Raw genomic sequence first — 24,124 nt, 5'->3', positions numbered from 1 at the left:
AACCGTGGCTGCGTGACATTGCGGAACGGCTCCGGCTGCCGCCCAATCGGCCATCCAACGCCGGCCCCGGAGGAGCTGTGGTCAAGGCGGAGGTCGAGTTCCGATATCTGGGAGGATTCCGTGAAGAAACTTATCGCCTCGCTGGCGACGGCAGCCGCCGTTACCATTTTCCCGCTTGCTGCCAATGCCGCGGGCTATCCCGAACGCACCATCACCGTCGTCGTGCCCTTCGCCGCCGGCGGCCCGACCGACACCGTCACCCGTCTCGTCGCTGAATCGATGTCCAAGGATCTCGGCCAGCAGGTCATCGTCGAAAACGTCGGCGGTGCCGGCGGCACGCTCGGCGCCGGCCGCGTCGCCTCCGCCGATCCGGACGGTTACACGCTGTTGCTGCACCACATCGGCATGGCCACCAGTGCAACGCTGTACCGCAAGCTCGCCTATGATACGCTGAACGCCTTCGAATATGTCGGCCTGGTCACCGAAGTGCCGATGACCATCGTCGCCAAGAAGGACCTCGCGCCGACCGACCTCAAGGGTCTCGTCGAATACGCCAAGGCCAACAAGGACACCGTCACCGTCGCCAACGCCGGCATCGGTGCAGCATCCCATCTGTGCGGCATGCTGTTCATGAGCGCCATCGGCACGCCACTGGTCACCGTGCCCTACAAGGGTACCGGCCCTGCCATGACCGATCTGCTCGGCGGCCAGGTCGACATCATGTGCGACCAGACCACCAACACCACCAAGCAGATCCAGGCCGGCACGATCAAGGCCTATGCCGTCACCTCGCCTGCCCGCCTCGACGTGCTGAAGGACGTGCCGACCACCAAGGAAGGCGGTCTTGAGGGCATGGAAGTCGGCATCTGGCACGGCGTCTACGCGCCCAAGGGCACACCTGCCGAGGTGACCGAACGCCTGTCGAAGTCGCTGCAGGTGGCCCTCAAGGACCCCAACGTCGTTGCCCGCTTCGCCGAGCTCGGCACCATCCCGTCGTCGGAGGCGGACGCGACCCCGGCAGCACTGAAGGCCAAGCTCGAAGGCGAAATCGCGCGCTGGAAGCCGATCATCGAGGCTGCCGGCCAGTTCGCCGACTAAGCCACGACCCGGGCCGCGCTCCGGCGCGGCCCTTCTCCGGCTGCCCCTTCTCCCGACGGAGAAGCCCATTCGCTGCACCCCCTTGCCAATTGCCGACGCCGCGCGATCATGCGCGCGTTCGATGCTCCCTTGTCGCCCTCAGGCGTGACCAGGCCAAGGCAGGCGGACGGGGAACAGAACAAGGCAGCCAAAGAACGTCAGGCGCCAGCAGAGGGCCTCGCATGAAAAACCTCGCCATCGACCCAACCAATGGAGCCTGCGGCGCGATCTTCGTCGCAACCGGCGCCTTCTTCGCCATCCAGTCGCTCGGCCTCGACCTCGGCACCACTTTCCGCATGGGACCGGGTTACTTCCCGCTCGTGCTTGCTCTGGTACTGATCCTGCTCGGGGGCATCGTCATCGTCCAGGCCACCCGCATAGCCGGCGAGCCGATCGGCCCGATCGCCTGGCGCGGCTTGGCCTTCATTCTGCCTGCGCCGATATTCTTCGGCCTCACCGTGCGCGGCCTCGGCTTCGTGCCGTCGATTTTCATCACCTGCCTGATCGCTGCCTTCGCCTCGACCCGGATGAAGCCGCTGGCTGCTGTCTTGCTCGCCGCCGGCGTGACTCTGTTTTCGGTCGTCGTGTTCAGCTACGCACTCGGCCTGCCATTCCAGCGCTTCGGCCCCTGGCTGCCGTTCTGAGGGGTATGAGATGGAACTCTTCGACAATCTCGCGCTTGGCTTCTCCACCGCCTCGACGCTCTACAATCTCGGCTTCTGCCTGATCGGCGTGCTGCTCGGCACGCTCATCGGCGTGCTGCCCGGCATCGGCGCCACCGCAACGATCGCCATGCTGTTGCCGATCACCTTCCAGATCGGCGACCCCGTCTCCTCGCTGATCATGCTCGCCGGCATCTATTACGGCGCGCAATATGGCGGCTCGACCACGGCTATCCTGATCAACATGCCGGGCGAATCCTCGTCCGCCGTCACCGCGATCGACGGCTACCAGATGGCCCGGCGTGGACGTGCGGGTGCGGCGCTGGCGATCGCCGCCATCGGCTCGTTCTTCGCCGGCACGGTGTCGACCTTCCTGGTTGCCATCTTCGCGCCGCCACTGACGGCGATCGCGCTGCAGTTCGGTGCCTCAGAATACTTCTCGCTGATGGTCGTCGGCCTGGTCTCATCCATCGCCCTTGCCCATGGCTCGATCGTCAAGGCACTGGCGATGGTCGTTCTCGGCCTGCTGCTCGGCCTCGTCGGCACCGACATCTACACCGGAACGCCACGCTTCACGCTGGGCATCCGCGAATATGCCGACGGGCTCAACTTCGTCGCGGTCGCCGTCGGCGTTTTCGGCATCGCCGAGATCCTGCGCAACCTCGAAAGCGAAAAGACCCGCGAAGTGCTGATGGCCAAGGTGTCAGGCCTGATGCCGACACGCGAGGACTTCAAGGCGATGGCAGCACCTATCCTGCGCGGCACGGCAATCGGCTCCGCACTCGGCATCCTGCCCGGCGGCGGCGCGATCCTTGCGGCGTTTGCCTCCTACACGGTGGAGAAGCGCGTCTCCAAGAACCCGGAAGAGTTCGGAAAGGGTGCGGTCGCCGGCGTCGCCGGTCCGGAATCGGCCAACAATGCCGGTGCCCAGACCTCGTTCATCCCGATGCTGACGCTCGGTATCCCGGCCAACCCCGTCATGGCGCTGATGATCGGTGCGATGATCATCCAGGGCATCGTGCCCGGCCCCAATGTGGCTACCGAGCAGCCGGCGCTGTTCTGGGGCATCATCGCCTCGATGTGGATCGGCAATTTGATGCTGATCATCCTCAACCTGCCGCTGATCGGCCTGTGGGTGAAGCTACTGACAGTGCCTTACTACGTGCTGTTCCCGATCATCATGGCGTTCTGTGCAATCGGCGTCTACAGCGTCAACTCCAACGTCTTCGACCTCTATGCCGTCGCCTTCTTCGGCTTCATCGGCTACGTGCTGGTCAAGCTGCGCTGCGAGCCGGCGCCGCTGCTGCTCGGCTTCGTGCTCGGACCTCTGCTCGAGGAAAACCTGCGCCGCGCCATGATCCTGTCGCGCGGCGACCCGACGACCTTCTTCACCCGCCCGATCAGCGCCCTGCTGCTGGCGATAGCCGCGGGCGTGTTGATCGTCGTGCTGCTGCCGGCAGTTCGCAAGAAGCGCGACGAGGTCTTCGTCGAGGAAGAAGGCTGATCAAAAACCAGCAACTTGCAGCAAAACCAACGGGCGGATCTTCCGCCCGTTGACTTTTCCAGCGCATTGGCAGTCACTTGCCGCACAAGATGGGCGGAGGCGGGCATGCGTTCTTTCTGGACTGCCGTTGTTGTTGCTTTTGTTTCACTGTTTTCCATTGCTGCAGTGGGCGCTGAAGAGCGCTGGCTGACCTTGCCGGAACCGGCCGCCATGCCGGCCTCCACCGAAACCGGCTATGCCAAGGTCAACGGCATCGACATGTATTATGCCGTGTACGGCTCGGGCGACCCGGTGCTGCTGATCCATGGCGGCCTCGGCCATGCCGACATCTGGGCAGGCCAGGTGGCCGAGTTCTCCAAAACCCACAAGGTGATCGTCGCCGACAGCCGCGGCCATGGCCGCTCGACACGCACCACCGAGCCCTTCGGCTATGAGTTGATGGCCTCAGATTATCTTGCGCTGCTCGACCATCTCAAGATCGACAAGACCGCGATCGTCGGGTGGAGCGACGGCGGCATCATTGGTATCGACATCGCCATGAAGCACCCGGAGCGCCTGACGCGGCTCTACGCACATGCTGCCAACGTCACCACCGATGGTGTCGATCCCGGTGTCGAGAGCAACAAGACCTTCGGCGCCTATATCGAGCGCTCCGGCAGGGACTATGCCAGGATGTCCAAGACGCCGACCGAATACGACGCCTTCGTCGGCCAGATCAGCGAGATGTGGAAGACGCAGCCGAATTGGACCAAGGAACAGCTGGCGACGATAACGGCGCCGACGGCCATCGTTCTCGGCGACCATGACGAGGCGGTGACGCGCAAGCACACCGAATACATGGCCTCGATCATTCCCGGCGCCGAGCTGATCATCCTGCCCAACGCCAGCCACTTCGCCATGCTGCAGGCACCGGACGAGTACAACAGATCGGTGCTGGAGTTCATCGACGGGAAGTAGACTTTCAACCGCAGCGCCCGTTCTGCCTTTGCAGGCGACCGCAACAAGCGATCGCCATCGGCCGCTGCGCCGGCTCGCCGCGTTCGTCGCATCGACCATGCCCTTCATTGCCCCCACGCGGAACAAATCATGTATGGAAGTCCAAGGCCGCTGACTCGCGGCGCGATGAAATGGCGGACAGCATGGCAATCAAGTTCACAGAAAAGGCGGCCCCGGCCGCAGCAAAACCCACGCCTGCAAAGGCGGCCTTGCCGGCCGCAGTACCGCAGGAAGCGGCAAATGTCGCGACGAAGGAGGCGGGCAAGAAGCCGGCCAGAAAGACGCCCCGCAAGTCGGTGAAAAAGGATGCTGCAGCGGTGTCCCCGCTGCTCGATTTCAACGGAACGAGCGCTTCCCGGAACACCGGACGCATAAGGCAAGCACCTGCTGGAGTTGATCGTTCCCACGCGGCGGGACGCGATCCAGACCCAAGCTGGATGGCGCGGCAGCCCCCATTCAGGACACCAATTGCCCGTCACGGTCCGGTGGCGGCACAAGGCCAGTTGACGGAATCGCCTGCGCAGTTGAAATGCGAGCCAAGCGGACGTGGCGAAACTGGTAGACGCAAGAGACTTAAAATCTCTCAGCCTCGGCTATGCGGGTTCGATCCCCGCCGTCCGCACCAAACATCGCTCCATTGCCCAGCGCACGCGAATCGAGCCTCGATCGCGAGGCATATCCGCCCACATATTAGCGTGACATAATTGCCACGCTCACACTCTTTCGTCACCGCACAACCACACCGGAAAATTGCGGATTGTTTCAGAGTGAAATACAACTTCACCGCGTGGGGGCGTTGTGAGTGGGGAGCCGAGTACATGCACTACAATTGGGAACGTGCGCCATACTTCTGGGAAAAACACCGTAGCGCCTGCCTTGGACTTGCCGCCGCCGTTTGCGGCGCCTGGGTCGTGTTTTCCATCGTCCCTCTCTGAACCGGACCAGATAGCACCGTCCAAAACGCCGTTTGACGGCATGCAACCATTTGCGCCCGGCAACGTTTGAGCGGGCATGGTCGCATATGAATCCATTGCGCGCTGTGTATCTGTTGCGCCTCCGCGCCAGACGACCGGCCGTTGTCGCCTGACAGCAAGCACCGTTGCGCCCGGCACTGGGTCGCCTACCGCTCACCGTATTTGCCATGCCCACCGGATAGGCCGGGACGGTCGTGAGGCTCTTCTCACTGTCGCGCGCGGACACTCGCGGCAGCACGGCCCCTTGAGGCGCTGATGCACAACGACAAACCACCCAACGAGGAAACCCATGGCCAAGCTCGTCTATGAGATCGTCCAGCACGATGGTGGCTGGGCCTACAAGGTCGGCGACACCTTTTCCGAGACCTTCCCCACCCACAATCACGCCCTGCAGGCCGCCGAGACTGCGGCAGCCGAACAGCGCGTCGCCGGCTCGACCGACGGCATCCAGTACGAGGATGCGGAGGGCCGCTGGCACGACGAACTCGCCAAAGGCGACGACAGGCCGGACACCGAAGTCTCCGACTAGCCGTTTGCAACGAACTGCCTGAACCTTTTGCCATGTCAGCGATACTCACCGGCATCCGGCGAGACGCCGGTTGCTCGGCGGAGGCCGAACCATGCCGCTCATGTCAGTATTTGCAGGCAAACCAGCATTTTCAACCAAGGCGGCGCTCTCGGCCGCAGTGCTTGCCACCGTTGCGGCAACGCTATCCATCGGCGTCGCGACACCGGCGCAGGCGCAATATGCGAAGGCACCGTTCACGGCCTGTCGCGTACCTACAGCCTGGCCCGCGGCACCGGCTTCCTTGCCGTGCGCGCCGGGCCCGAGCGCCACGGCGCCGATGATCCATCAGTTGTTCAACGGCAACACCGTCGAGATCACTGACAGGCGCGGCAGCTGGTACTTCGCCGGCGGCGACGGTTTTGAAGGCTGGGCCCACCACAAATGGATGAGCAATTCCTGTGGCTACTGACCTTCGGCCCGTTCCGAGGCGAATGCCTTGGCAGCAATGCGCCGGATCATCGCCGCCACCCGTTGCGGCACGACGAATTGCGGCATGTGGCCGAGGCCTTCGACCAGGTCGAGTTCCAGGCCCTTGATCCTGCCGATCAGGGGTTCACCGTGCAGCCGGTAGTCGAGCACACGGTCGGCGGTGCCGAACATCACCGCGACCGGCAGGTCGAGCTCGCCATAACGCGCCTCGATGGCGCCGAGATTAAGCTCGATCGCCACCATGTCGGCTGAGGACGCGTAGAAATGGCTCGGCCGCAGCCCGGCAAAACCGCCGCCTGACGTGCCATAATCCTTCGGTGCCGCCTGCGGCGAAAACAGGAAGGCCAAGGTCTGCGGCGCGTATTTCAGGCTCGTCGGTATGGCAACCGTCTCCGCCACCAGCCGGCGCTTCAGCGGCGACTTGATGTAGAGCGCGCGGAACTCGGGCCGCAGCTCGTCCTCCAAATGCGTCAACGGCGACAGCAGCACCAGCCCTGAAACCGCCTCCGGATGGTTTTCCGCCAGGGTCAGCGCCACGGCACCGCCAAGCGAATGGCCGACGACAAGCGGCCGCTCCAGCCCGAGCTTTGCGATGAAGCGCGCGATCAGCTCGGCCTGCTCGACGAGGCCGCCGGAAAAGCCGGCCGGCCGGATGGAATAGCCCGAGCCCGGCCGATCGAGTGCGATGCATCTGAAATCGGCCAATTCGGGAAACAGCGGATGGCGGAAATGGTGCAATTGCGCGCCGAGGCCGTGGATGAACAGGATCGGGCGACCCTGCCCTTCGTCGGCATAATGAATGTTGTGGCGGCCCAGTTGCAGGAACTTGCCGCTTGCAGGCACGGCACGTTCGGCCTGCACCGAGATCCTGCGTGTCGCCAGCATGAAATAGCCGCCGACAAGGGCAATGGCTAGGAAGGCGATGCTGGCCGCCCAGCCGATAATCGTCGTCGCGGTCGCCATCGAGCCTCCTGGAAGCAATGCCGGCAGTCTAGCCGCCCAGGAGCGCGGGCTCAAACCCACCAATGCAAAAACGGGCGGCCCAGCGGCCGCCCGTTCACAAAAATCATAACGATCCGAAGCTGTTAAGCAAGTTCTTTGCTACGCAACGTCCCTGTTATGCAACTTCCTTGACGGCGTTCGAGCCCTTGCCATGCAGGCGGATGGCGATCTCGGCCACGCGCTTGCCCTGGAAGTGGGCGCCTTCGAGTTCCTGTGCCGAAGGCTGGCGGGAACCGTCGCCGTCCGAGGTGGTGGTCATGCCGTAAGGTGCGCCACCGCGGACGACGTCGTTGCCCATCTGGCCCTGGTAGGCATAGGACAGCGGAACGATGACCATGCCGTGGTGCTGCAGGTGGATCTGGGCGTTGATGAGCGCCAGTTCGGCGCCGCCATGCTGGGTCGCGGTCGACACCATCACCGAGCCGACCTTGTCGAGCAGCGCGCCCTTGGCCCAGAGCGGGCCGGTCTGGTCGAGGAAGTTCTTCATCTGCGAGGCCATTGTGCCGTAGCGGGTGGCGGTGCCGATGATGATGCCGTCATAGTCGGCCAGTTCGAGCGGGTCGGCGATCGGCGCTTCCTGATCGAGCTTGTAGTAGGCGGCCTTGGCGACTGCCTCGGGCACAAGCTCGGGAACGCGCTTGATGGTCACGTCGGCGCCGGCGGCACGGGCGCCTTCGGCAGCGGCCTTGGCCATCTGCTCCATGTGGCCCCAGCTCGAATAGTAGAGAACAAGAATCTTAGCCATTTCATCTCTCCAAACGGGAAATCTCGTTGCGCCGTCTTGGGTCGGCGGCTGGGGAGAGATGTAATGCAATGGGCGTTCAATGAAAGCGTGACAATACGTGACGCATCGTTCACCAAACAACGACCATTGCCGGGTTGCGTGGGGACATGAATGAAGAACAGTCAGCAGCCTTCAGCATTCCTAAAGCTTCACGGTCGCCAATTGGGCCGGCTGGTAACCGCACCAACAAGCTTGCGGGGAGCATATTGAGGCGACAACGTGCAGCCGATGTGTTGACTGCAGCCGCTTTGGTCGTGGCCGGTCCTGCCTGGGCAGCAGCTTCCCAATGCGCCATGTTTCAAGACGCCGGCCAGCTCGTGCAAATCGTTGTCGAGGATGAGGGACCGCGAACCTCCCCTCCTGCCTCATTCGACCCGGCGGTCAGTGTCCGGCTGGCATACCCCAACGACTACCGAAGCCTCCCACTGACAACTGCTGGGCAAACCATGTTGCGCCACCAAGACGGCGAGAACTTCGTGATGCGTATGGACGGCGGTCCGCTGCCTTGGTTGATGAGGCACACCCTTGCTGGAAAGCCAATCAAGCCGGACGACCAACCGCCGTCATTCAGGTTCCTCATCCACGACCGCTACAGTGTGGAAAAACTGGTTCCGATCAGGATTCGCACGGTAACTGGGCTGCCGTGGTCCTTCGACATGATCCCTTTCACGCTCATCCCGGCAGAAACCGAAGGGCTGTTCGAGGTCACCGATGTCAAAACGCCGACATACCAAAACAAGAGAATTTTTGTCACGACAATGGAAGCGCCATTCAAAGACTTGCTAGAATGCAACACCCCAGCCCACGGAATGTCCCCCCAGTGCGAGCATCAATTTGACTACAAGGCGGTCGACATCACCGCGTCATACTCATTGCAATTGTTCGGCCGATGGAAGGAAATTAAAAGTCTGATCCAGACATTTCTCGCCTGTGCATACGCAGAGGAAATTCCACATAAATCGGGAACCAACCCGGTCTGGGACTAGGCTCGTCGGCAAGCCCGCCCAAGCGGTTTGCGAACGACCGTTGCAGGGCCCAATGCCTGCGGCATATACCTCACTGGCTCTGGCACCCCAGCGCACCTCACTGACAGCGGAGTTCCCAAATGGCCGACATCGTCACCGCAGCAATGGTCGTCATCGGCGACGAGATCCTGTCCGGCCGCACCAAGGACAAGAATATCGGCCACCTCGCCGACATGATGACCGCCGCCGGCATCGACCTCCGGGAAGTGCGCGTTGTAGCCGACGACGAGGACGAGATCGTCGCCGCGGTCAATGCGGTGCGCGCCCGCTACGACTACGTCTTCACCACGGGCGGCATCGGACCGACGCATGACGACATCACCGCCGACTCGATCTCCAAGGCATTCGGCGTGCCCTGCGAATACGAGCCGCGCGCCTATGCCATGCTGGAGGCCAACTACGCCTCGCGCGGCCTCGAATTCTCCGAAGCGCGCAAGCGCATGGCGCGCACCCCGCGCGGCGCCGAGCTGATCGAGAACCCGGTCTCGGTGGCGCCCGGCTTCCGCATCGGCAACGTCCACGTCATGGCCGGCGTACCGTCGATTTTCCAGGCGATGCTTGACAATGTCATGCCCACCCTCAGGACCGGCGCCAAGCTGCTGTCGACGACGGTGCAGTGTCCCTATGGCGAAGGCACCATAGGCGGCCCGCTCGGCGAGATCCAGAAGGCGCATCCCGACACCATTATCGGCTCCTACCCGAAATATCTTGACGGCAGCTTCTGGACCGAACTCGTCGTGCGCTCCCGCTCCGAGCAGGCCATGGACGCCGCCCGTATCGCCATCGAGGCCATGCTCGCCGACATCGCAGCTGCTGCCAAAGCCGCCACAACGACTTGATCCCAAACACTTGATCCAGGTCACATGGGAACAAGTAGCCGCATGATAGTGTTTCTTTGCTGAGCAGATTTCTGCGCACAAAGGAGGGTTCCATGCCGTTCAAGACAATCGTTGCCATCATCCAGAGCGAACGCGACGTCAGCCGCGTTCTCGACGTGGCGATCCCGTTTGCCGACCGGCACGAAAGCCACCTGATCGGCGTCCACGCCGAGGCGCTGGCCATGCCCTACACGACGGCTGTCGGATTTCCCGACACCGAATTCATCCAGGCCAATGCCGACCTGTGCAAGGAGCGCGCCGAAAAGGTGCAGAAGGCATTCCTGTCGCGCATCGAGACGTCGGGCGTGTCGTTCGAATGGCGCAGTTTCGAGAGCTTTTCCGGCGACAGCGCGCTGTCGGGGGTCGAAAGCGCACGTTGCGCCGACATCGTCATCGTCGCCCAGGCATCTCCGGATGCGAAGGACTCTGTTGCCGCCGATATAGACTCTTTGATCTACGAGGCAGGCCGGCCGGTGCTTGTCGTGCCGCATGCCGCGCCGCTGATCTCGACATTCCGCCGCATTCTGATCGCTTGGAACGGCAGCCGCGAAGCCACCCGCGCTGCCTTTGACGCCCTGCCCTTCATCATCGAGGCCGACGCCACCGAAATCCTGGTCATCGATCCGGTCGAAACAGCAGCCCAGAGCATGGACGCGGCAGGTGCGGAGATCGCCTCCGCCTTTGCCCGCCATGGCGCCAAAGTGTCGGTCAGTGTTCAGGAATCGCGCGGCCACACGGTCGATGCCGTCATCCACAACAAGGTTGTCGAAACCGGCGCGGACCTCCTGGTGATGGGCGCCTACAGCCATTCCTGGATCCGCGAATTCCTGTTCGGCGGCGTCACCCGCAACGTCCTGCAGGCCGGCGACACGGCTATCCTGCTGTCGCGGTAAGATTACCGCACAACTCCTGCCGCCCCGCCCTTGCCAAGGACGGGGCTTTCCGGCTAATTCCGCCTGCATTCCCATATTTCCGCGCCATATGGCGCGCCGAGCCGGAGTGCGCGTCAAATGTCCCTTCCCGAAAAAGCCTTTCCCGTATCCTGGGACCAGTTCCATCGCGACGCGCGTGCGCTCGCGTGGCGTCTCGCCGGCGTCAACCCGCAGTGGAAGGCGATCGTCTGCATCACCCGCGGCGGCCTGGTGCCCGCGGCCATCATCTCACGCGAACTCGGCATCCGCCTGATCGAGACGATCTGCATCGCCTCCTATCACGACTACACCTCGCAGGGTCAGCTGCAGGTGCTGAAGGAGATCACGCCCTCGCTGCTCGAAGGCGAAGGCGAGAACGTGCTGATCGTCGACGACCTGACCGACACCGGCAAGACCGCCGCGATCGTGCGCGCGATGATGCCCAAGGCGCATTTCGCCACCGTCTACGCCAAGCCCAAAGGCCGGCCGCTGGTCGACACCTTCGTGACCGAGGTGTCGCAGGACACCTGGATCTATTTCCCCTGGGATCTCGGCTTCACCTACCAGAAGCCCATCGCCGAAGACCACATGGGCTGAGCCGCGACGCCTGTCTCCGAAGTCTCGAGCGGCCCGGCCGTTAGAGCGCCGCGCGTCCTGTTCGGACGCGCAAAGGACGCTCTGACTATCCAGGGTTCGCATCGTGTTTTCCGAAAATCGATTTCGATTTTCGGGCCGATGCGTGCCGGGCGCCTTCATTATCAATCTATTTACTTTTGTTACGGAGGATTAACCGTACAATTCGTTACGCGGCATATGAGTCTTCTGGCTGGGTGGGACTGCCGATGCTTATGAAGCCAAGCTACCACAATCACCTTCTTGAGCGGATTCGCCGCCTGTTCGGCGCGACGCCGTGCCGAATGCAGGTCGCCGCCCTGCCCTGGCACCGCACTGCAACCGGCATCGAGGTCATGCTCATCACCAGCCGCGACACCGGACGCTGGGTGCTGCCCAAGGGCTGGCCGGAACCGTCCGAACGGCTGTGCGAGACCGCAGCGCGCGAGGCGAGCGAAGAAGCCGGCCTCAGCGGATCGGTCGACACCCACGAAGCCGGCCGCTATTTCTATCTCAAGGAGCTTTCCAACGGCGAGCAGGTCGCCTGCGAGGTGCTCGTCTATCCGCTCGAGGTGCGCAAGGTCGCCGAGAAGTGGAAGGAGCGGCGCCAGCGCACGCGCAAGTGGGTTTCGCCCAGTGAAGCCGCGCGCATGGTCAACGAACCCGATCTTTGCCGGCTGATCTCGTCCTTCGGTGCCGCGCACGGAAAATTCGCCGCCTGAAACGGGCTTGCGCCCGCGCAGTCTAGGGTTCGCGGCCCGCCCTGACCGCCCTTTCGCCGGCTTCGTTCACGCGGCCGGTTCTCCCCGTTATCCACACAAGTGACACACAAGATGTTGGGGTCACAAAAACTGCATAAACGACTTCTTGACGTTAACGGCCGAGTCGCTTTTTATGACTCAAGCGCGCTTGTTGAGCACGTGACCGGAAAGTTCTGAGGCCGGTCCTTTTCTCCAGATTTAGTGAGTTCCCGCTCGCATTTGCACCCCCACAGACGGGGTGGTTTCGCGCGCGGTTCCGGGGTGTCCAAGAGGTTTGCGGGTAAAAATTGGGGACTGGCGGAAATCTTCTGTTAACACTATATTTAGTGTTTGCAGGCAGCCTGAACGCTAGATAGTGTGAGTTGTCCCTCCATGAGGGAATCGCAATCAAAGTTTCAGTTCGACGGGCCCGGTGCGGGCCGCAGGCTTGAGGAAAGCAGTCTCCGCAAGGAGATTCTCCAGCCAGGCGGCGGCTAGTCCGGGAAAAGGCAACCGGCTGTCCAGGCAGCCGGATCAACGGGCTTGCGTCTTTCGCATCAGCAACGGGAAATCTCCCGCGAAAGACGCTATATATAGACAAAAGGAAATCGACCGATGCGCATCGAGCGGCGTTTCACCAAGGATGGACAATCGGCCTATGCGGAGATCGAATTCCGCAAGGCCCTATCCGAGATCAAGAACCCCGACGGTTCGGTGGTGTTCCGCCTCGACAACATCGACGTGCCGGCGCAGTTCAGCCAGGTCGCTGCCGACATCCTGGCGCAGAAATATTTCCGCAAGGCCGGGGTGCCCGCCCGCCTGAAGAAGGTCGAGGAGAACGACGTCCCCTCCTTCCTGTGGCGCTCGATCCCCGACGAAGCCGAACTGGAAAAGCTGCCCGAGAACGAACGCTATGGCTCCGAGACCGACGCCCGTCAGGTCTTTGACCGCCTCGCCGGCACCTGGACCTACTGGGGCTGGAAGGGTGGCTATTTCAAGTCCGAAGGCGACGCCCGCGCCTTCAAGGACGAACTGGCCTACATGCTCGCCACCCAGCGGGTCGCGCCGAACTCGCCGCAGTGGTTCAACACCGGCCTGCACTGGGCCTATGGCATTGACGGTCCCGGCCAGGGCCACTTCTATGTCGACCCCTTCACCGGCAAGCTGACCAAGTCGAAGTCGTCCTACGAACATCCGCAGCCGCATGCCTGCTTCATCCAGGGCGTCCAGGACGACCTCGTCAACGAGGGCGGCATCATGGACCTGTGGGTGCGTGAGGCACGGCTGTTCAAATATGGCTCGGGCACCGGCTCCAACTTCTCGATGCTGCGCGGCGAAGGCGAAAAGCTGTCCGGTGGCGGCCGTTCGTCGGGCCTGATGAGCTTCCTCAAGATCGGCGATCGTGCCGCCGGCGCCATCAAGTCAGGCGGCACCACCCGCCGCGCCGCCAAGATGGTCGTCGTCGACGCCGACCACCCCGACATCGAGGCCTATATCGACTGGAAGGTGAAGGAAGAGCAGAAGGTCGCAGCACTCGTCACCGGCTCCAAGATCGTCAAGCAGCACCTCGCCAAGATCATGGCTGCCTGCGTCAACTGCGAAGGCCAGGATGACGATTGCTTCGATCCGGCGATCAACACCGCGCTCAAGCGCGAGATCAAGGCCGCCAAGAAGAACGCGGTGCCGGAAAACTACATCTACCGCGTCATCCAGTTCGCCAAGCAGGGCTACACCTCGATCGAGTTCAAGACCTACGACACCGACTGGGATTCGGAAGCCTACCTCACCGTTTCGGGCCAGAACTCCAACAACTCGGTCTCGCTCAAGGACGACTTCCTGCGCGCCGTGGAAACCGATGGCGACTGGCACCTGACCGCCCGCAAGGACGGCAAGGTGATGAAGACGCTCAAGGCGCGCGACCTGTGGGAAAAGATCGGCTACGCCGCCTGGGCTTCGGCCGATCCGGGCCTGCACTTCAACACCACGATGAACGACTGGCACACCAGCCCGGCTGCCGGCCCGATCCGCGGCTCCAATCCGTGCTCGGAATACATGTTCCTCGACGATACCGCCTGCAACCTGGCGTCGATCAACCTTTTGCCCTACCGCAACGCCGACGGCAGCATCGACATCGCCGCCTACGAGCACACCGTGCGGCTGTGGACCATGGTGCTCGAAATCTCGGTCATGATGGCGCAGTTCCCGTCCAAGGAAATCGCCAAGCTGTCCTACGAGTACCGTACGCTTGGTCTGGGTTATGCCAATATCGGCGGCCTGCTGATGACCTCGGGCATTCCGTATGACAGCGACGAAGGCCGCGCCATCGGCGCAGCTCTGACCGCGATCATGACCGGCATTGCCTATGCCACCTCGGCCGAGATGGCCTCCGAGCTCGGCGCCTTTGCCGATTACGACCGCAACGCCGACAACATGCTGCGTGTCATGCGCAACCACCGCCGCGCCGCCTATGGCGACAAGGACGGCTACGAGAAGCTGTCGGTCAATCCGGTGCCGCTGGTGGCAAGCGACGTCAAGCAGCAGGAGCTGGTCAGCCACGCCCGCGCTGCCTGGGACCTCGCCATCGAGCTGGGCGAAAAGCACGGCTACCGCAACGCTCAGGCAACCGTGATCGCGCCGACCGGCACGATCGGCCTGGTCATGGATTGCGACACCACAGGCATCGAACCTGACTTCGCACTGGTCAAGTTCAAGAAGCTCGCCGGCGGCGGCTACTTCAAGATCATCAACCGTGCAGTACCCGAGGCGCTGCGCACGCTCGGCTACACCGAGGCCCAGATCGCCGAGATCGAGGCTTATGCAGTCGGCCACGGCAATCTCAACCAGGCACCTGGCATCAACCCCGGCTCGTTGAAGGCCAAGGGCTTCACCGACGAGAAGATCGAAGCGCTGAATGCGGCGCTGAAGAGCGCCTTCGACATCAAGTTCGTGTTCAACCAGTGGACGCTGGGTGCCGACTGGGTGAAGGAGACTTTTGGCTTCACCGACGCGCAGCTCAACGATTTCTCGTTCGAAATCCTGCCGGCCATCGGCTTCTCCAGGAAGGACATCGAAGCCGCCAACATCCATGTCTGCGGTGCGATGACCCTCGAGGGAGCGCCCTTCCTGAAAGAAGAGCACCTTGCCGTGTTCGACTGCGCCAATCCCTGCGGCAAGATCGGCAAGCGTTATCTCTCGGTCGACAGCCACATCCGCATGATGGCGGCAGCCCAGCCCTTCATCTCGGGCGCCATCTCCAAGACCATCAACATGCCCAACGAGGCGACGGTCGAGGACTGCAAGAGCGCCTACATGCTGTCATGGAAGCTGGCGCTGAAGGCCAACGCGCTCTACCGCGACGGCTCGAAGCTGTCGCAGCCGCTAAATGCCTCGCTGATCGCTGACGAGGACGAGGATGAAGACGAGGTCGTCGAGGCGCTGATCGCAGCACCTGCCGCCGCCAAGGCGGTACAGGTCACCGAAAAGATCGTCGAGCGCGTCATCGAGCGTCTCTACCGCGACCGCGAGAAGCTGCCGAACCGCCGCAAGGGCTACACCCAGAAGGCTGTCGTCGGCGGCCACAAGGTCTATCTGCGCACCGGCGAGTTCGACGACGGCCGCTTGGGCGAAATCTTCATCGACATGCACAAGGAAGGCGCTGCCTTCCGTGCGATGATGAACAACTTCGCCATCGCGATCTCGCTCGGCCTGCAGTACGGCGTGCCGCTCGATGAATATGTCGAAGCCTTCACCTTTACCAAGTTCGAGCCGGCCGGCATGGTCATCGGCAACGATGCCATCAAGAACGCCACCTCTATCCTCGACTACGTCTTCCGCGAGCTCGCCGTCAGCTACCTCGGCCGCCACGACCTCGCCCATGTCGACCAGTCGGACTTCGACAAGACCGCACTTGGCAAGGGCATCACCGAAGGCAAGGCCCTGCCCTTCTCCAAGGGCCTGACCCGCGGTGCCTCGCCGCTCAAGGTCGTCTCGGCCGGCGCCGGCAACGACCCCAAGGGTTCGGCCACCACCGCCCCGGCGCGCGCGACACCGGTGACCGCCTTCTCCGGCTCCAACGTGCTGTCGCTGTCGCCAAAGGCTGCGATCTCGGCTGAGGAATCGACCGCCTACAAGCGCGACTATGAGGAGCGCGCCAAGGAACTGGCCGAGGAAATCACCGTTGAGGAGACGGAGGAAACGGTGACGACGTCGCTGTTCACCGACGCCGCCGCCCAGGAAGCCTCCGACGCCAAGAAAGTCGCCGCCGACCGCCGCGCCAAGTCGATGCTGCAGGGCTACACCGGCAACTCCTGCTCCGAGTGCCAGAACTTCACCATGGTCCGAAACGGCACCTGCGAAAAGTGCGACACCTGCGGCGCGACATCAGGGTGCAGCTGAGGCTGGCCAGCAGTGGTATAAATGCGACCTGCTTTTGTCTCTGCGGGAAGCATTTTGGCTCTAGCGCGACTTAAGGTCTGTCTCTGGTGAGAATTCGCTGAGCCCCATAGGAAATTGGGGCTCAGCTTATGGGCGAAAGGGAAAGTGCGAGTTCGGCGATACCTGTTGCCGAACTCTTGGTTGAAAGAAGCGCTTCCCTGATGGGCGGACACCCAAAGTTGTGTTCCTGAAAGCCAATGTTGTGTTCCTGAGGCGGCCGATCGGCCGCCTTTACCCGGCCTGGAGGGTGAGCCTCAAAAAACACACGAAAGATCTCGAGGTTCGTTGAATGGTTCAGCATCTCTTCGACAGAAGTGGCAAGTGGATCGCGTTTAGGCGGTCACCCCATGATAAGTATCTATTCGATGTCAAAGGCAAATGGGTGGGATGGTTTCCGTGGAGCGACGACGACGCGGTCGACACCAGCGGAACCTACCTAGGTTCGATCTTCGGAAATCGCCTGCTGCGCAAAGTTTCCCCTTCCTACAGGGGGTATCCAGGATATCCCGGATATCCTGGATACCCCGGTTATCCGGGATATCCGGGATACGCGGGATATGCGGGATATTTACCCGGAACTACAGACGTGAAGTTCGGCCGTTAGAAGACGCCTGACGCGTCACCGTAACTTGCTCAGCGTCAAGATATATGGCTCATCCGACACTCGAAGTCGGCTCACATAGTCGACGAATGCCCCGACACCAGTGTGTCCGGGCATTCGCGTCCGCTACGGCCAGAAAAGTGTACGGAAACCTCGGAAGCACACAAGGAACACGCAGGTCCCTCGACCTCTGTGTCGTGGAGTGAGGCACCTCACAGAGGTCGCGGGGCAACAGCGACCAAACATTCCGCGTCCCAATTGCCCTACGCGAGAGGTATCCCGCTGCAGGAATTCTCCACCAGTCGCGACGGCGCAAAGACTACTTAGTCCAGGTACCTCAATTGAGCGCTCTTGCTTGATGGCCATGATATGACATGCGGATTCGCTAGCGGGCAGAGCCCTACTTTGTCAGAGATTGTTCATTGAGATGTTGACCCTCGATCAGATTGAGACTCTTCTTGGTGTCGAGCCTCGGAAGAGAGTCGAGAGGAAACGCCGCGGCGGAGACAGTGCCGACAAAGGGGCTGCCTACGAGCGTGAGTACGCACTGTCACGTATTATTCAACTAGCTGTAGAATGTCTCATGTCGGAAAACGATGGGACAAACATCTACCTACAAGCGCAAGCGCTTTGTTTTATTGATGATTTTCTGGTCCACTTTCCTGACCGCACAATTTTTTCGCAACTGAAAGATAAGCAGAAGCAAGGCTGGGACGGGCTCGATGAAGATTGCCGCCATCAGCGCTCGTGCAACGATGAAGCCGACATCGTAGGATGCATCGAGATCGTTGTTTCCAGGGCGGATGTGGTTACGAAACTAAGGGAAAGCTGCCCGGAGGACCTAAGTGACGTGGCTTTGCTGCATTTCGAGACGCCATTTGCAGGCTATGACGAGGCGGTAAGCGTCATGCTGGAACCGTACAACACCCAAAACGCAAAGAGAGATAGTCGCGCCCACATCCTGGCGGCATGGGAAGATCTTGGTCGCAATGCGAGCCTTTCAGAGATACTGTGGAGCGCAAGCCGTTTGTCATCTTGGACCCTTCGGACACTTGAGCCGCAATTTCAGCTTTCGGAGGACGTTCGGAACATTCTCGACCAGATAGCTGATTTTGGCTACGGGCTCCGGGCGAGAACACTCCTCTACCACTTCTCGAATGGACGAGGCCATGTTCCCTACGAATGCGGCACTGAACGGTGGACCAATTTCGAGAACAGATTGAAGCTTGCACCGCCGTCGGATTTCCTTGAGTTCTACGCGCTCTTGAAGGATACGCAATGACTGTTCGCAGGCGATATCTCGGCATAGCTACGGACGACGTACTTAACTCGCTTGCTGCCTTAACTGAGACAAGCACTCCTCCTGAGGCGTATCGGCACGCACTAGAGCGCTTGGGTGATAACCTCGCACACCGGATGTCTGAGACCGTAGATCTTAAGGACAAGATCGTTTTGGTGGTCGCAGGAGTCGAGGACGTAGACTCGCTAGGAAGCGGTTTTATTGAGGTTCTTACCCGGGCTGGCGCAGATGTGCGGCTAACCTGTTTGTGGATGGACCGTAAGACTCTCAGAGTTCCTGATCGCGAGGAAGTTGCGAACATAATTCAGGAGTACATGGATCCGATCCCACCACACGTCGACCACTTCGTAGTGCTGAAGAGCATCGTTTCCAGTTCGTGCACTATCCGGACCAGCCTTCTAAGGATGCTCGACGAGACAGACCCGGAGCGTATCCACGTCGCTTCGCCAGTCATGCTAAAAGGCGCTCGCAAGAGGCTCGAGGCTGAATTTCCCACTGCAGTAGGTGATAAGTTTGAGTACTGGGTTTTGGCCATAGACGGGCAAGCGGATGAGAACGGCAACGTCATCCCAGGCATCGGCGGTAGTGTCTATAATAGGATGGGGTTCAACAATCAGGACGACAAGAACTTCTACATGCCTGCGCTGGTGGAGAGCAGGATGATAAGCCGCAGAGAACCGACAAATCGTCCTTTCTTTTAGTGTTTTCTTGGATCTCATTGCGATTGGCGCTGGCGCGCGTCCGATCGGACGCTTTTAGCTCGCTCACTTCAAACCCACGGTCCCTAGTCTTAGCGCTGGAACATAGTTTCCGACGGTCTAATGAGATCAAATGGGTCGTTCCGGCATTTCAACTGACCTGTTGATACCACCCTGGCTTAAGCCCGCAGGCACCAACCACCGGTTGACCCAGCGATATGTTGCGGTCAAGTTCTTTGGCGTGCTTGGGGAAGGACTATGTGGACGGACAGTGAAAGCGACGTTGACTATCTAAACTACTCAGAGGTTTCGGAGATGATTGGTGACATGCTGTCCGACGACAGCATGCTACCCATATCTCTCGGCGTGTATGGTACCTGGGGAGTAGGAAAATCCAGCATCCTTCGGCTCGTCGAGCAGCAGCTGGCGACCGACAAGCGAAACCTAATTATCTCGTTCGACGCGTGGTTATTTCAGGATTTCGATGAGGCAAAGTCTGCCTTAATGACCGTCATAGCCAAGAGCCTTTATGAGGCCAGTCCTGAAACATTGAAAGAACGAGCGGCCGGGTTCTATCGGCGAATAAACAAACTCAAGGTGCTTGGTCTGGCCGCGGACGTGGGTGCATTGCTCGCAGGGGTCCCAACTCTCGGACTATTCACGAAAGCGGCTGGCTCCGCGGAAGATATGTGGAAAGGCACTTCCGACGAGGAGGATGTCGAAGCCGTTAGAGACGCTACCAAGGCAGCTCAGGAGCGCGGAAGCGGTCTCCTCAGGCCGCAGGAAAAACGCAACGCTCCGGAAGAAATCGCCGCTTTTCGCGAAGAGTTCGGCGCACTTCTATCTTCTATGGGACGCAGGCTCGTAGTGTTCGTCGACAACCTGGACCGCTGTCTGCCAACAAACGCCATCGCAACTCTTGAGGCGATGCGGCTCTTTCTGTTTCTGCCCAATACTGCGTTCGTAGTCGCGGCTGACGAGGAGATGATCCGCCTTGCGGTATCAAAACACTTCTCTGAACCGGGCGATCGACACGTTACCGACTATCTCGACAAGCTGATCCAGATTCCCATCCGGGTACCAAAACTCGGCCTTCAAGAGGTCAGGGCATACCTTGCTATGCTGGCGATCGCCAGGGCAGGCTCAGAGAAGGCAAACGACGTACGCGATTTCCTTATCTCGAAGCTGCGGAAGAGCTGGTCCGACGAACCGCCGTTCGAGGTGAAGGATATCCAGGTTATGCTGGACCTGCCACCCGACGACGAGCTTCTGCTGACCCTTGAGGCAATGGACCGTCTTGCTGCCCTGCTTGCCCATTCCGTTCGGATCAACGGCAATCCTCGCATCGTAAAGCGTATGTTGAACGTCATCCGAATGCGTTCGGCTGTCGCAAAGCGACGTGGAATGGCATTGAGCGAAGCCTTCATTGCGAAACTTGCCCTGTTCGAACGTTGCATGGGCGAAGAGGCGATCCGGGATTTCAGTTCTTTGGTCAATTCCGCCCCCGATGGAAAGCCAGCCCTCCTCACCGAGCTGGAAACAATAGAGAATGAAAGCCTAGAGGCTCGACTTCCCAAGACCTGGCAGAAGCATATCGACTTCGTATCAGACTGGCTGAAGCTCGAACCTCTGCTGGGTGGCGTTGACCTAAGGCCTGCCGTTTACCTGTCACGCGAAACACTTCCGTTGCGGACCTTGTCGGCACATCTCAGTCCGCTCGCTCGGAAGGCAGTGGGTACATTGCTGAAAACGGTGTCGATGAATTCAAAAGCATCCAAGGATGCGATCGACCAGATTCCGTCCGAAGAGATGGCTGACGTGATGGACGAGATCATCGTAGCGATGAACCGTAATCCTGATTGGAGCCGGATTCGGAGCGACTTCCGCGGCGCTGCCCTGCTGGCAAAGGCCAACCCAGCTGGTTACGAAAAACTCGTCCGCTTCTTAGCAGGCATACCGAAGAAACCCGCCTGGATGACGGCGATGATGAAGGACGAAGACGAGCCTGGCGCGAAGAGGAAAGCCTGATGGGAACTTCAGCTTCCTCGAGGGGATCGGGCAAGAATCAGCCTCTCGTACCGCCTGGGACGGACGACCAGCCAGGTAAGCCAGTGCCAGCCGCGCAGCCTGAGCGTTTCAAAGCCTTCCGGAAATCATTCGGAAAATTCTTGAAGGGCGGCGACAGTGCAGACCTCCGCCGATCCCTCGGTCACTATGCAAGGACATCAACGGGGGGAAGTGCAGTTGGGCCGCGCCGGTACGGCGCGGTGTACTCGACAGGCGGTGAACTTTTCGAAGTTCTGTCGTCACTGGGCGGAGATGGTCGGGAGGCAGAGTCCCGCGGCCTTTCGAAGGCTTCACTTACAGGGCAGCCGCTCGACGTTGTGTGCCAGAGGCTGGCCGAAGCGCTCGCGCCGGACAACGCGGACGCTGACAGGATTCGCGTTGCGATCGATGAAGCCATGCTCGAGGTGCTTGGTGAGGAGGAATTCGACCCCACACGATTGGACGACGAGACGGTGCATCGCATTATTGCGGAATACCTTTCCCAGTCGGTCTTTCAGGACATCGTAGAGGAAGTTGGCGGATCCTGGGCCAACAGTCCGGACGAAAAGCGTTCTCCAGAGGCGGAAAACCAACTGCTTGAGTTGATCCGTGTCGTTGTCGAAAAAAGGCTCGGATCAAGCATGGCGGGAAGCGACAACCTCAACAACGATGCCGTGCAGCGCTTCATGCGAGATGCAGTGACCGAAGTCTGGAAGGAGTGGGAAAGCTTCGATGAATAGACTCGTGTTCCACATCGACGAAGAGGGTGTTCCTAGCACTGACACTGCAGATACTATTCATGTGCATCTCTACGGCTCACGCCCCCAACGTCTTGGTACCGCATCAATCGGCCGTACGCTTGATCTAGCCGTCAAGCGGCTCGGCGTGTCGGTCGACCCGGTGGCGTTCGACTTCTTGTCGATAGCGCTTTCAGTAATTGCCGCCGACACCTTTGTCGATCGCGGAACTTACTCAGGCAACGGATGGGCGCGCGAATTCAAGCTGGAGGTTCCCCTTGCACGGCCGAAGGTCTGGGAAGGCGTTGTCGACGACCTTGAACGTGCTTTGGCCTTCCTGAGCGGGGATCGGTGGCAGTTTACGTTCACGTCCGGCGGAAAGGAGCCCCCGTCCAAGGAAGCAATCCTGCGACACTACCGGTCCCATATCGGAATTGGGTCGACGGACTGCGTTTGTCTGTTCTCAGGAGGCCTCGACAGCATGATTGGCGCTCGCCAACTCGTGATGCGGGGCAAAACTCCTTTGCTCGTAAGCCACTCGTACCGAGGCGATCAAAGCTATCAGAGAAATTTAGGCCCGAGCCTTGGCAAACAGCTGCCAAGGTTCGCAGCAAATGCGAATCCGGTGTTCTCCGGCGCCAACAAAAATGACACCAGCATGAGGACCCGGAGCCTGGGGTTCCTTGCATACGGCGGGATCGCCGGCAGCGCCGTTTTGGCCAAGAAGCCTTCTATGGAAGAAATTGAGCTGTTTGTGCCGGAGAATGGTTTCATCGCACTCAACGCACCCCTTACGCGACGCAGGATCGGCTCACACAGCACCCGCACGACACATCCCAACTTCCTTGTGCAACTGCAGTCAATCTTCGGCAAGGTCGGCATTCCGATTCGAATGACCAACGAGTATCGGCATTCGACGAAAGGCGAAATGCTACTCGCCCTGAACTCCGACCCCGTTCTGAAAAAGACGGCAGTCGCAACAGTGTCTTGCGGAAAATGGAAACGAAAGAGCCAGCAATGCGGACACTGCGTTCCATGCCTGATCCGGCGCGCTGCATTCGCGAAAGCGGGAATTCCTGATACCACCTCTTATCAATACGCGGATCTGGGAAAGGCGTGGGACCGCCAAGATATTCGTGACGACATCATGGCCATGCTTGTGGCCATCGCTAGGGACCCACGGGGACAACGCCAACGAGCTATTGCCAGTGGCCCCCTTCCCATTGATGCTGTAGAGCGTGCGGGCTGGTTCGGCGTGCACGAGCGAGGTCTCGCCGAGGTCCACACCTACCTAAAAGGCCAAGGACTTGGGATTTGATCGATTTTCACTGCCATCTTGACCTCTTTCCGGTCCCTTCAATCGCCGCAGACGACATCGAACGGACGGGAGCGTACGTACTCTCGGTCACAAATACACCGAAGGCTTTCCCGAAAACGGCCCAGCTTGCCAAGGGCCATAGGCGTATTAGGACGGCGCTGGGACTGCATCCGCAACTTGTACATGAGCGGCACACAGAAGTTGGCATGTTTATGAGACTGCTAGGTGAAACTGCCTACGTTGGAGAAATCGGAATCGACGGCGGGAATGACTTTGCCCAGCACCGCAGTGTTCAAATGGAAGTGTTCGACAGGATCTTGAGGGGATGTTCCGATGTTGGCGGGCGTGTCATGTCGATACACAGCCGCCACGCAAGCGGCGAAGTCATTGAGGCACTCCGCCGCCACCCAACGGCTGGGGTCGCGATCCTACATTGGTTTTCGGGGCCCGTCTCGCATGCCGAACTGGCTGCCGGGATGGGGGCCTGGTTCTCGGTGGGGCTACCGATGCTTCGCAGCCGTCGCGCTTCGACACTCATCTCCTGCATTCCACGAGATCGAATTCTGACTGAGACCGATGCACCTTTTGCGTCAACAACTGGCGAGCGATATCCAACCACTGCGCTCAAAGATACTGTCTCAGCCCTATCCCGCATTTGGGGATGCGATATCGCTACCACTCAAAAACAGCTGGATCTGAACTTGCGTGCGCTCGCAATGAAGTCCGACGGCTTCATGTCACGAGCCCTTGTGCATTGAAATGACGCGA

Annotated in this window: 21 protein-coding genes and 1 tRNA gene; 19 read left to right on the top strand and 3 right to left on the bottom strand. The window is 60.5% G+C overall.

Annotated elements, in window-relative coordinates; genetic code table 11:
• Positions 1-120 precede the first annotated feature (120 nt).
• The 4 genes from HNQ95_RS11195 to HNQ95_RS11180 all read left to right on the top strand — a co-directional run bounded on the left by HNQ95_RS11195 (position 121) and on the right by HNQ95_RS11180 (position 4,260).
• A complete protein-coding gene (locus tag HNQ95_RS11195) occupies positions 121-1,098 on the top strand; it encodes a tripartite tricarboxylate transporter substrate-binding protein (RefSeq protein ID WP_182574109.1) in 978 nt (325 codons plus the stop codon).
• A gap of 221 nt (positions 1,099-1,319) precedes the next feature.
• Positions 1,320-1,781: a tripartite tricarboxylate transporter TctB family protein gene (locus HNQ95_RS11190; RefSeq protein WP_067961496.1), complete on the top strand. Its 462-nt coding sequence runs from the start codon at positions 1,320-1,322 to the stop codon at positions 1,779-1,781.
• 10 nt (positions 1,782-1,791) lie between these two features.
• Positions 1,792-3,303 (top strand): tripartite tricarboxylate transporter permease, encoded by a 1,512-nt coding sequence (locus HNQ95_RS11185; protein WP_067961494.1) that lies wholly within the window; start codon positions 1,792-1,794, stop codon positions 3,301-3,303.
• 105 nt (positions 3,304-3,408) lie between these two features.
• On the top strand, positions 3,409-4,260 hold the full coding sequence (locus tag HNQ95_RS11180) for an alpha/beta fold hydrolase (RefSeq protein WP_067961492.1): 852 nt from the start codon (positions 3,409-3,411) through the stop codon (positions 4,258-4,260).
• Between the two features lie 127 nt (positions 4,261-4,387).
• Here HNQ95_RS11180 and HNQ95_RS11175 read toward each other — a convergent pair whose 3' ends face one another.
• Positions 4,388-4,672, bottom strand: coding sequence for a hypothetical protein (locus tag HNQ95_RS11175; RefSeq protein ID WP_182574110.1), 285 nt, complete (start codon positions 4,670-4,672; stop codon positions 4,388-4,390).
• Positions 4,673-4,839: 167 nt separating this feature from the next.
• Between HNQ95_RS11175 and HNQ95_RS11170 the strand changes: the two genes are divergently transcribed.
• From HNQ95_RS11170 to HNQ95_RS11160, 3 genes are all read left to right on the top strand, one after another.
• Positions 4,840-4,924: transfer RNA gene (locus tag HNQ95_RS11170), tRNA-Leu, on the top strand.
• A 638-nt stretch (positions 4,925-5,562) separates the two neighbouring features.
• On the top strand, positions 5,563-5,802 hold the full coding sequence (locus HNQ95_RS11165; protein ID WP_182574111.1) for a DUF2188 domain-containing protein: 240 nt from the start codon (positions 5,563-5,565) through the stop codon (positions 5,800-5,802).
• A gap of 91 nt (positions 5,803-5,893) precedes the next feature.
• Positions 5,894-6,250, top strand: coding sequence for an SH3 domain-containing protein (locus tag HNQ95_RS11160; protein WP_246340673.1), 357 nt, complete (start codon positions 5,894-5,896; stop codon positions 6,248-6,250).
• Here HNQ95_RS11160 and HNQ95_RS11155 read toward each other — a convergent pair.
• Positions 6,244-7,233 (bottom strand): alpha/beta fold hydrolase, encoded by a 990-nt coding sequence (locus tag HNQ95_RS11155; protein ID WP_182574112.1) that lies wholly within the window; start codon positions 7,231-7,233, stop codon positions 6,244-6,246. The two genes, HNQ95_RS11160 and HNQ95_RS11155, sit on opposite strands and share 7 nt — an antisense overlap.
• Before the next feature lie 154 nt (positions 7,234-7,387).
• On the bottom strand, positions 7,388-8,017 hold the full coding sequence (gene wrbA / locus HNQ95_RS11150; RefSeq protein WP_067961485.1) for an NAD(P)H:quinone oxidoreductase type IV: 630 nt from the start codon (positions 8,015-8,017) through the stop codon (positions 7,388-7,390).
• A 146-nt stretch (positions 8,018-8,163) separates the two neighbouring features.
• Here wrbA and HNQ95_RS11145 point away from each other — a divergent pair, with 146 nt between their 5' ends.
• From HNQ95_RS11145 to qatD, 12 genes are all read left to right on the top strand, one after another.
• On the top strand, positions 8,164-9,042 hold the full coding sequence (locus tag HNQ95_RS11145) for a hypothetical protein (protein ID WP_182574113.1): 879 nt from the start codon (positions 8,164-8,166) through the stop codon (positions 9,040-9,042).
• 119 nt (positions 9,043-9,161) lie between these two features.
• Complete coding sequence (locus HNQ95_RS11140) at positions 9,162-9,920, top strand: competence/damage-inducible protein A (RefSeq protein WP_067961483.1); 759 nt, start codon at positions 9,162-9,164, stop codon at positions 9,918-9,920.
• Between the two features lie 92 nt (positions 9,921-10,012).
• Positions 10,013-10,852, top strand: coding sequence for a universal stress protein (locus HNQ95_RS11135; protein ID WP_067961480.1), 840 nt, complete (start codon positions 10,013-10,015; stop codon positions 10,850-10,852).
• A 117-nt stretch (positions 10,853-10,969) separates the two neighbouring features.
• Positions 10,970-11,467 (top strand): xanthine phosphoribosyltransferase, encoded by a 498-nt coding sequence (gene gpt, locus HNQ95_RS11130; protein ID WP_055970685.1) that lies wholly within the window; start codon positions 10,970-10,972, stop codon positions 11,465-11,467.
• 245 nt (positions 11,468-11,712) lie between these two features.
• On the top strand, positions 11,713-12,204 hold the full coding sequence (locus HNQ95_RS11125; protein ID WP_067966450.1) for an NUDIX hydrolase: 492 nt from the start codon (positions 11,713-11,715) through the stop codon (positions 12,202-12,204).
• A 633-nt stretch (positions 12,205-12,837) separates the two neighbouring features.
• Positions 12,838-16,617, top strand: a complete 3,780-nt coding sequence (locus HNQ95_RS11120) for a vitamin B12-dependent ribonucleotide reductase (protein ID WP_067961478.1) — start codon at positions 12,838-12,840, stop codon at positions 16,615-16,617.
• 1,067 nt (positions 16,618-17,684) lie between these two features.
• Positions 17,685-18,539 (top strand): hypothetical protein, encoded by an 855-nt coding sequence (locus tag HNQ95_RS11115; RefSeq protein WP_182574114.1) that lies wholly within the window; start codon positions 17,685-17,687, stop codon positions 18,537-18,539.
• Positions 18,536-19,258: a uracil phosphoribosyltransferase gene (locus tag HNQ95_RS11110; protein ID WP_182574115.1), complete on the top strand. Its 723-nt coding sequence runs from the start codon at positions 18,536-18,538 to the stop codon at positions 19,256-19,258. The genes HNQ95_RS11115 and HNQ95_RS11110 overlap by 4 nt, the downstream gene beginning before the upstream one ends.
• A gap of 255 nt (positions 19,259-19,513) precedes the next feature.
• Positions 19,514-21,283, top strand: a complete 1,770-nt coding sequence (locus HNQ95_RS11105; RefSeq protein ID WP_182574116.1) for a KAP family P-loop NTPase fold protein — start codon at positions 19,514-19,516, stop codon at positions 21,281-21,283.
• Positions 21,284-21,423: 140 nt separating this feature from the next.
• Positions 21,424-22,041 (top strand): Qat anti-phage system associated protein QatB, encoded by a 618-nt coding sequence (locus HNQ95_RS11100; protein ID WP_182574117.1) that lies wholly within the window; start codon positions 21,424-21,426, stop codon positions 22,039-22,041.
• Positions 22,034-23,356 (top strand): Qat anti-phage system QueC-like protein QatC, encoded by a 1,323-nt coding sequence (gene qatC / locus HNQ95_RS11095; RefSeq protein ID WP_182574118.1) that lies wholly within the window; start codon positions 22,034-22,036, stop codon positions 23,354-23,356. Before HNQ95_RS11100 ends, qatC begins: the two co-directional genes overlap by 8 nt.
• Positions 23,353-24,114: a Qat anti-phage system TatD family nuclease QatD gene (qatD, locus tag HNQ95_RS11090; RefSeq protein ID WP_182574119.1), complete on the top strand. Its 762-nt coding sequence runs from the start codon at positions 23,353-23,355 to the stop codon at positions 24,112-24,114. Before qatC ends, qatD begins: the two co-directional genes overlap by 4 nt.
• Positions 24,115-24,124 lie beyond the last annotated feature (10 nt).

The organism is Aminobacter ciceronei (assembly GCF_014138625.1).
In the GTDB taxonomy this organism is placed as follows: Bacteria; Pseudomonadota; Alphaproteobacteria; order Rhizobiales; family Rhizobiaceae; genus Aminobacter; species Aminobacter ciceronei.
The sequence above is the reverse complement of the archived record's forward strand: the minus strand, read 5'-3'. Positions and strand labels throughout refer to the sequence as shown.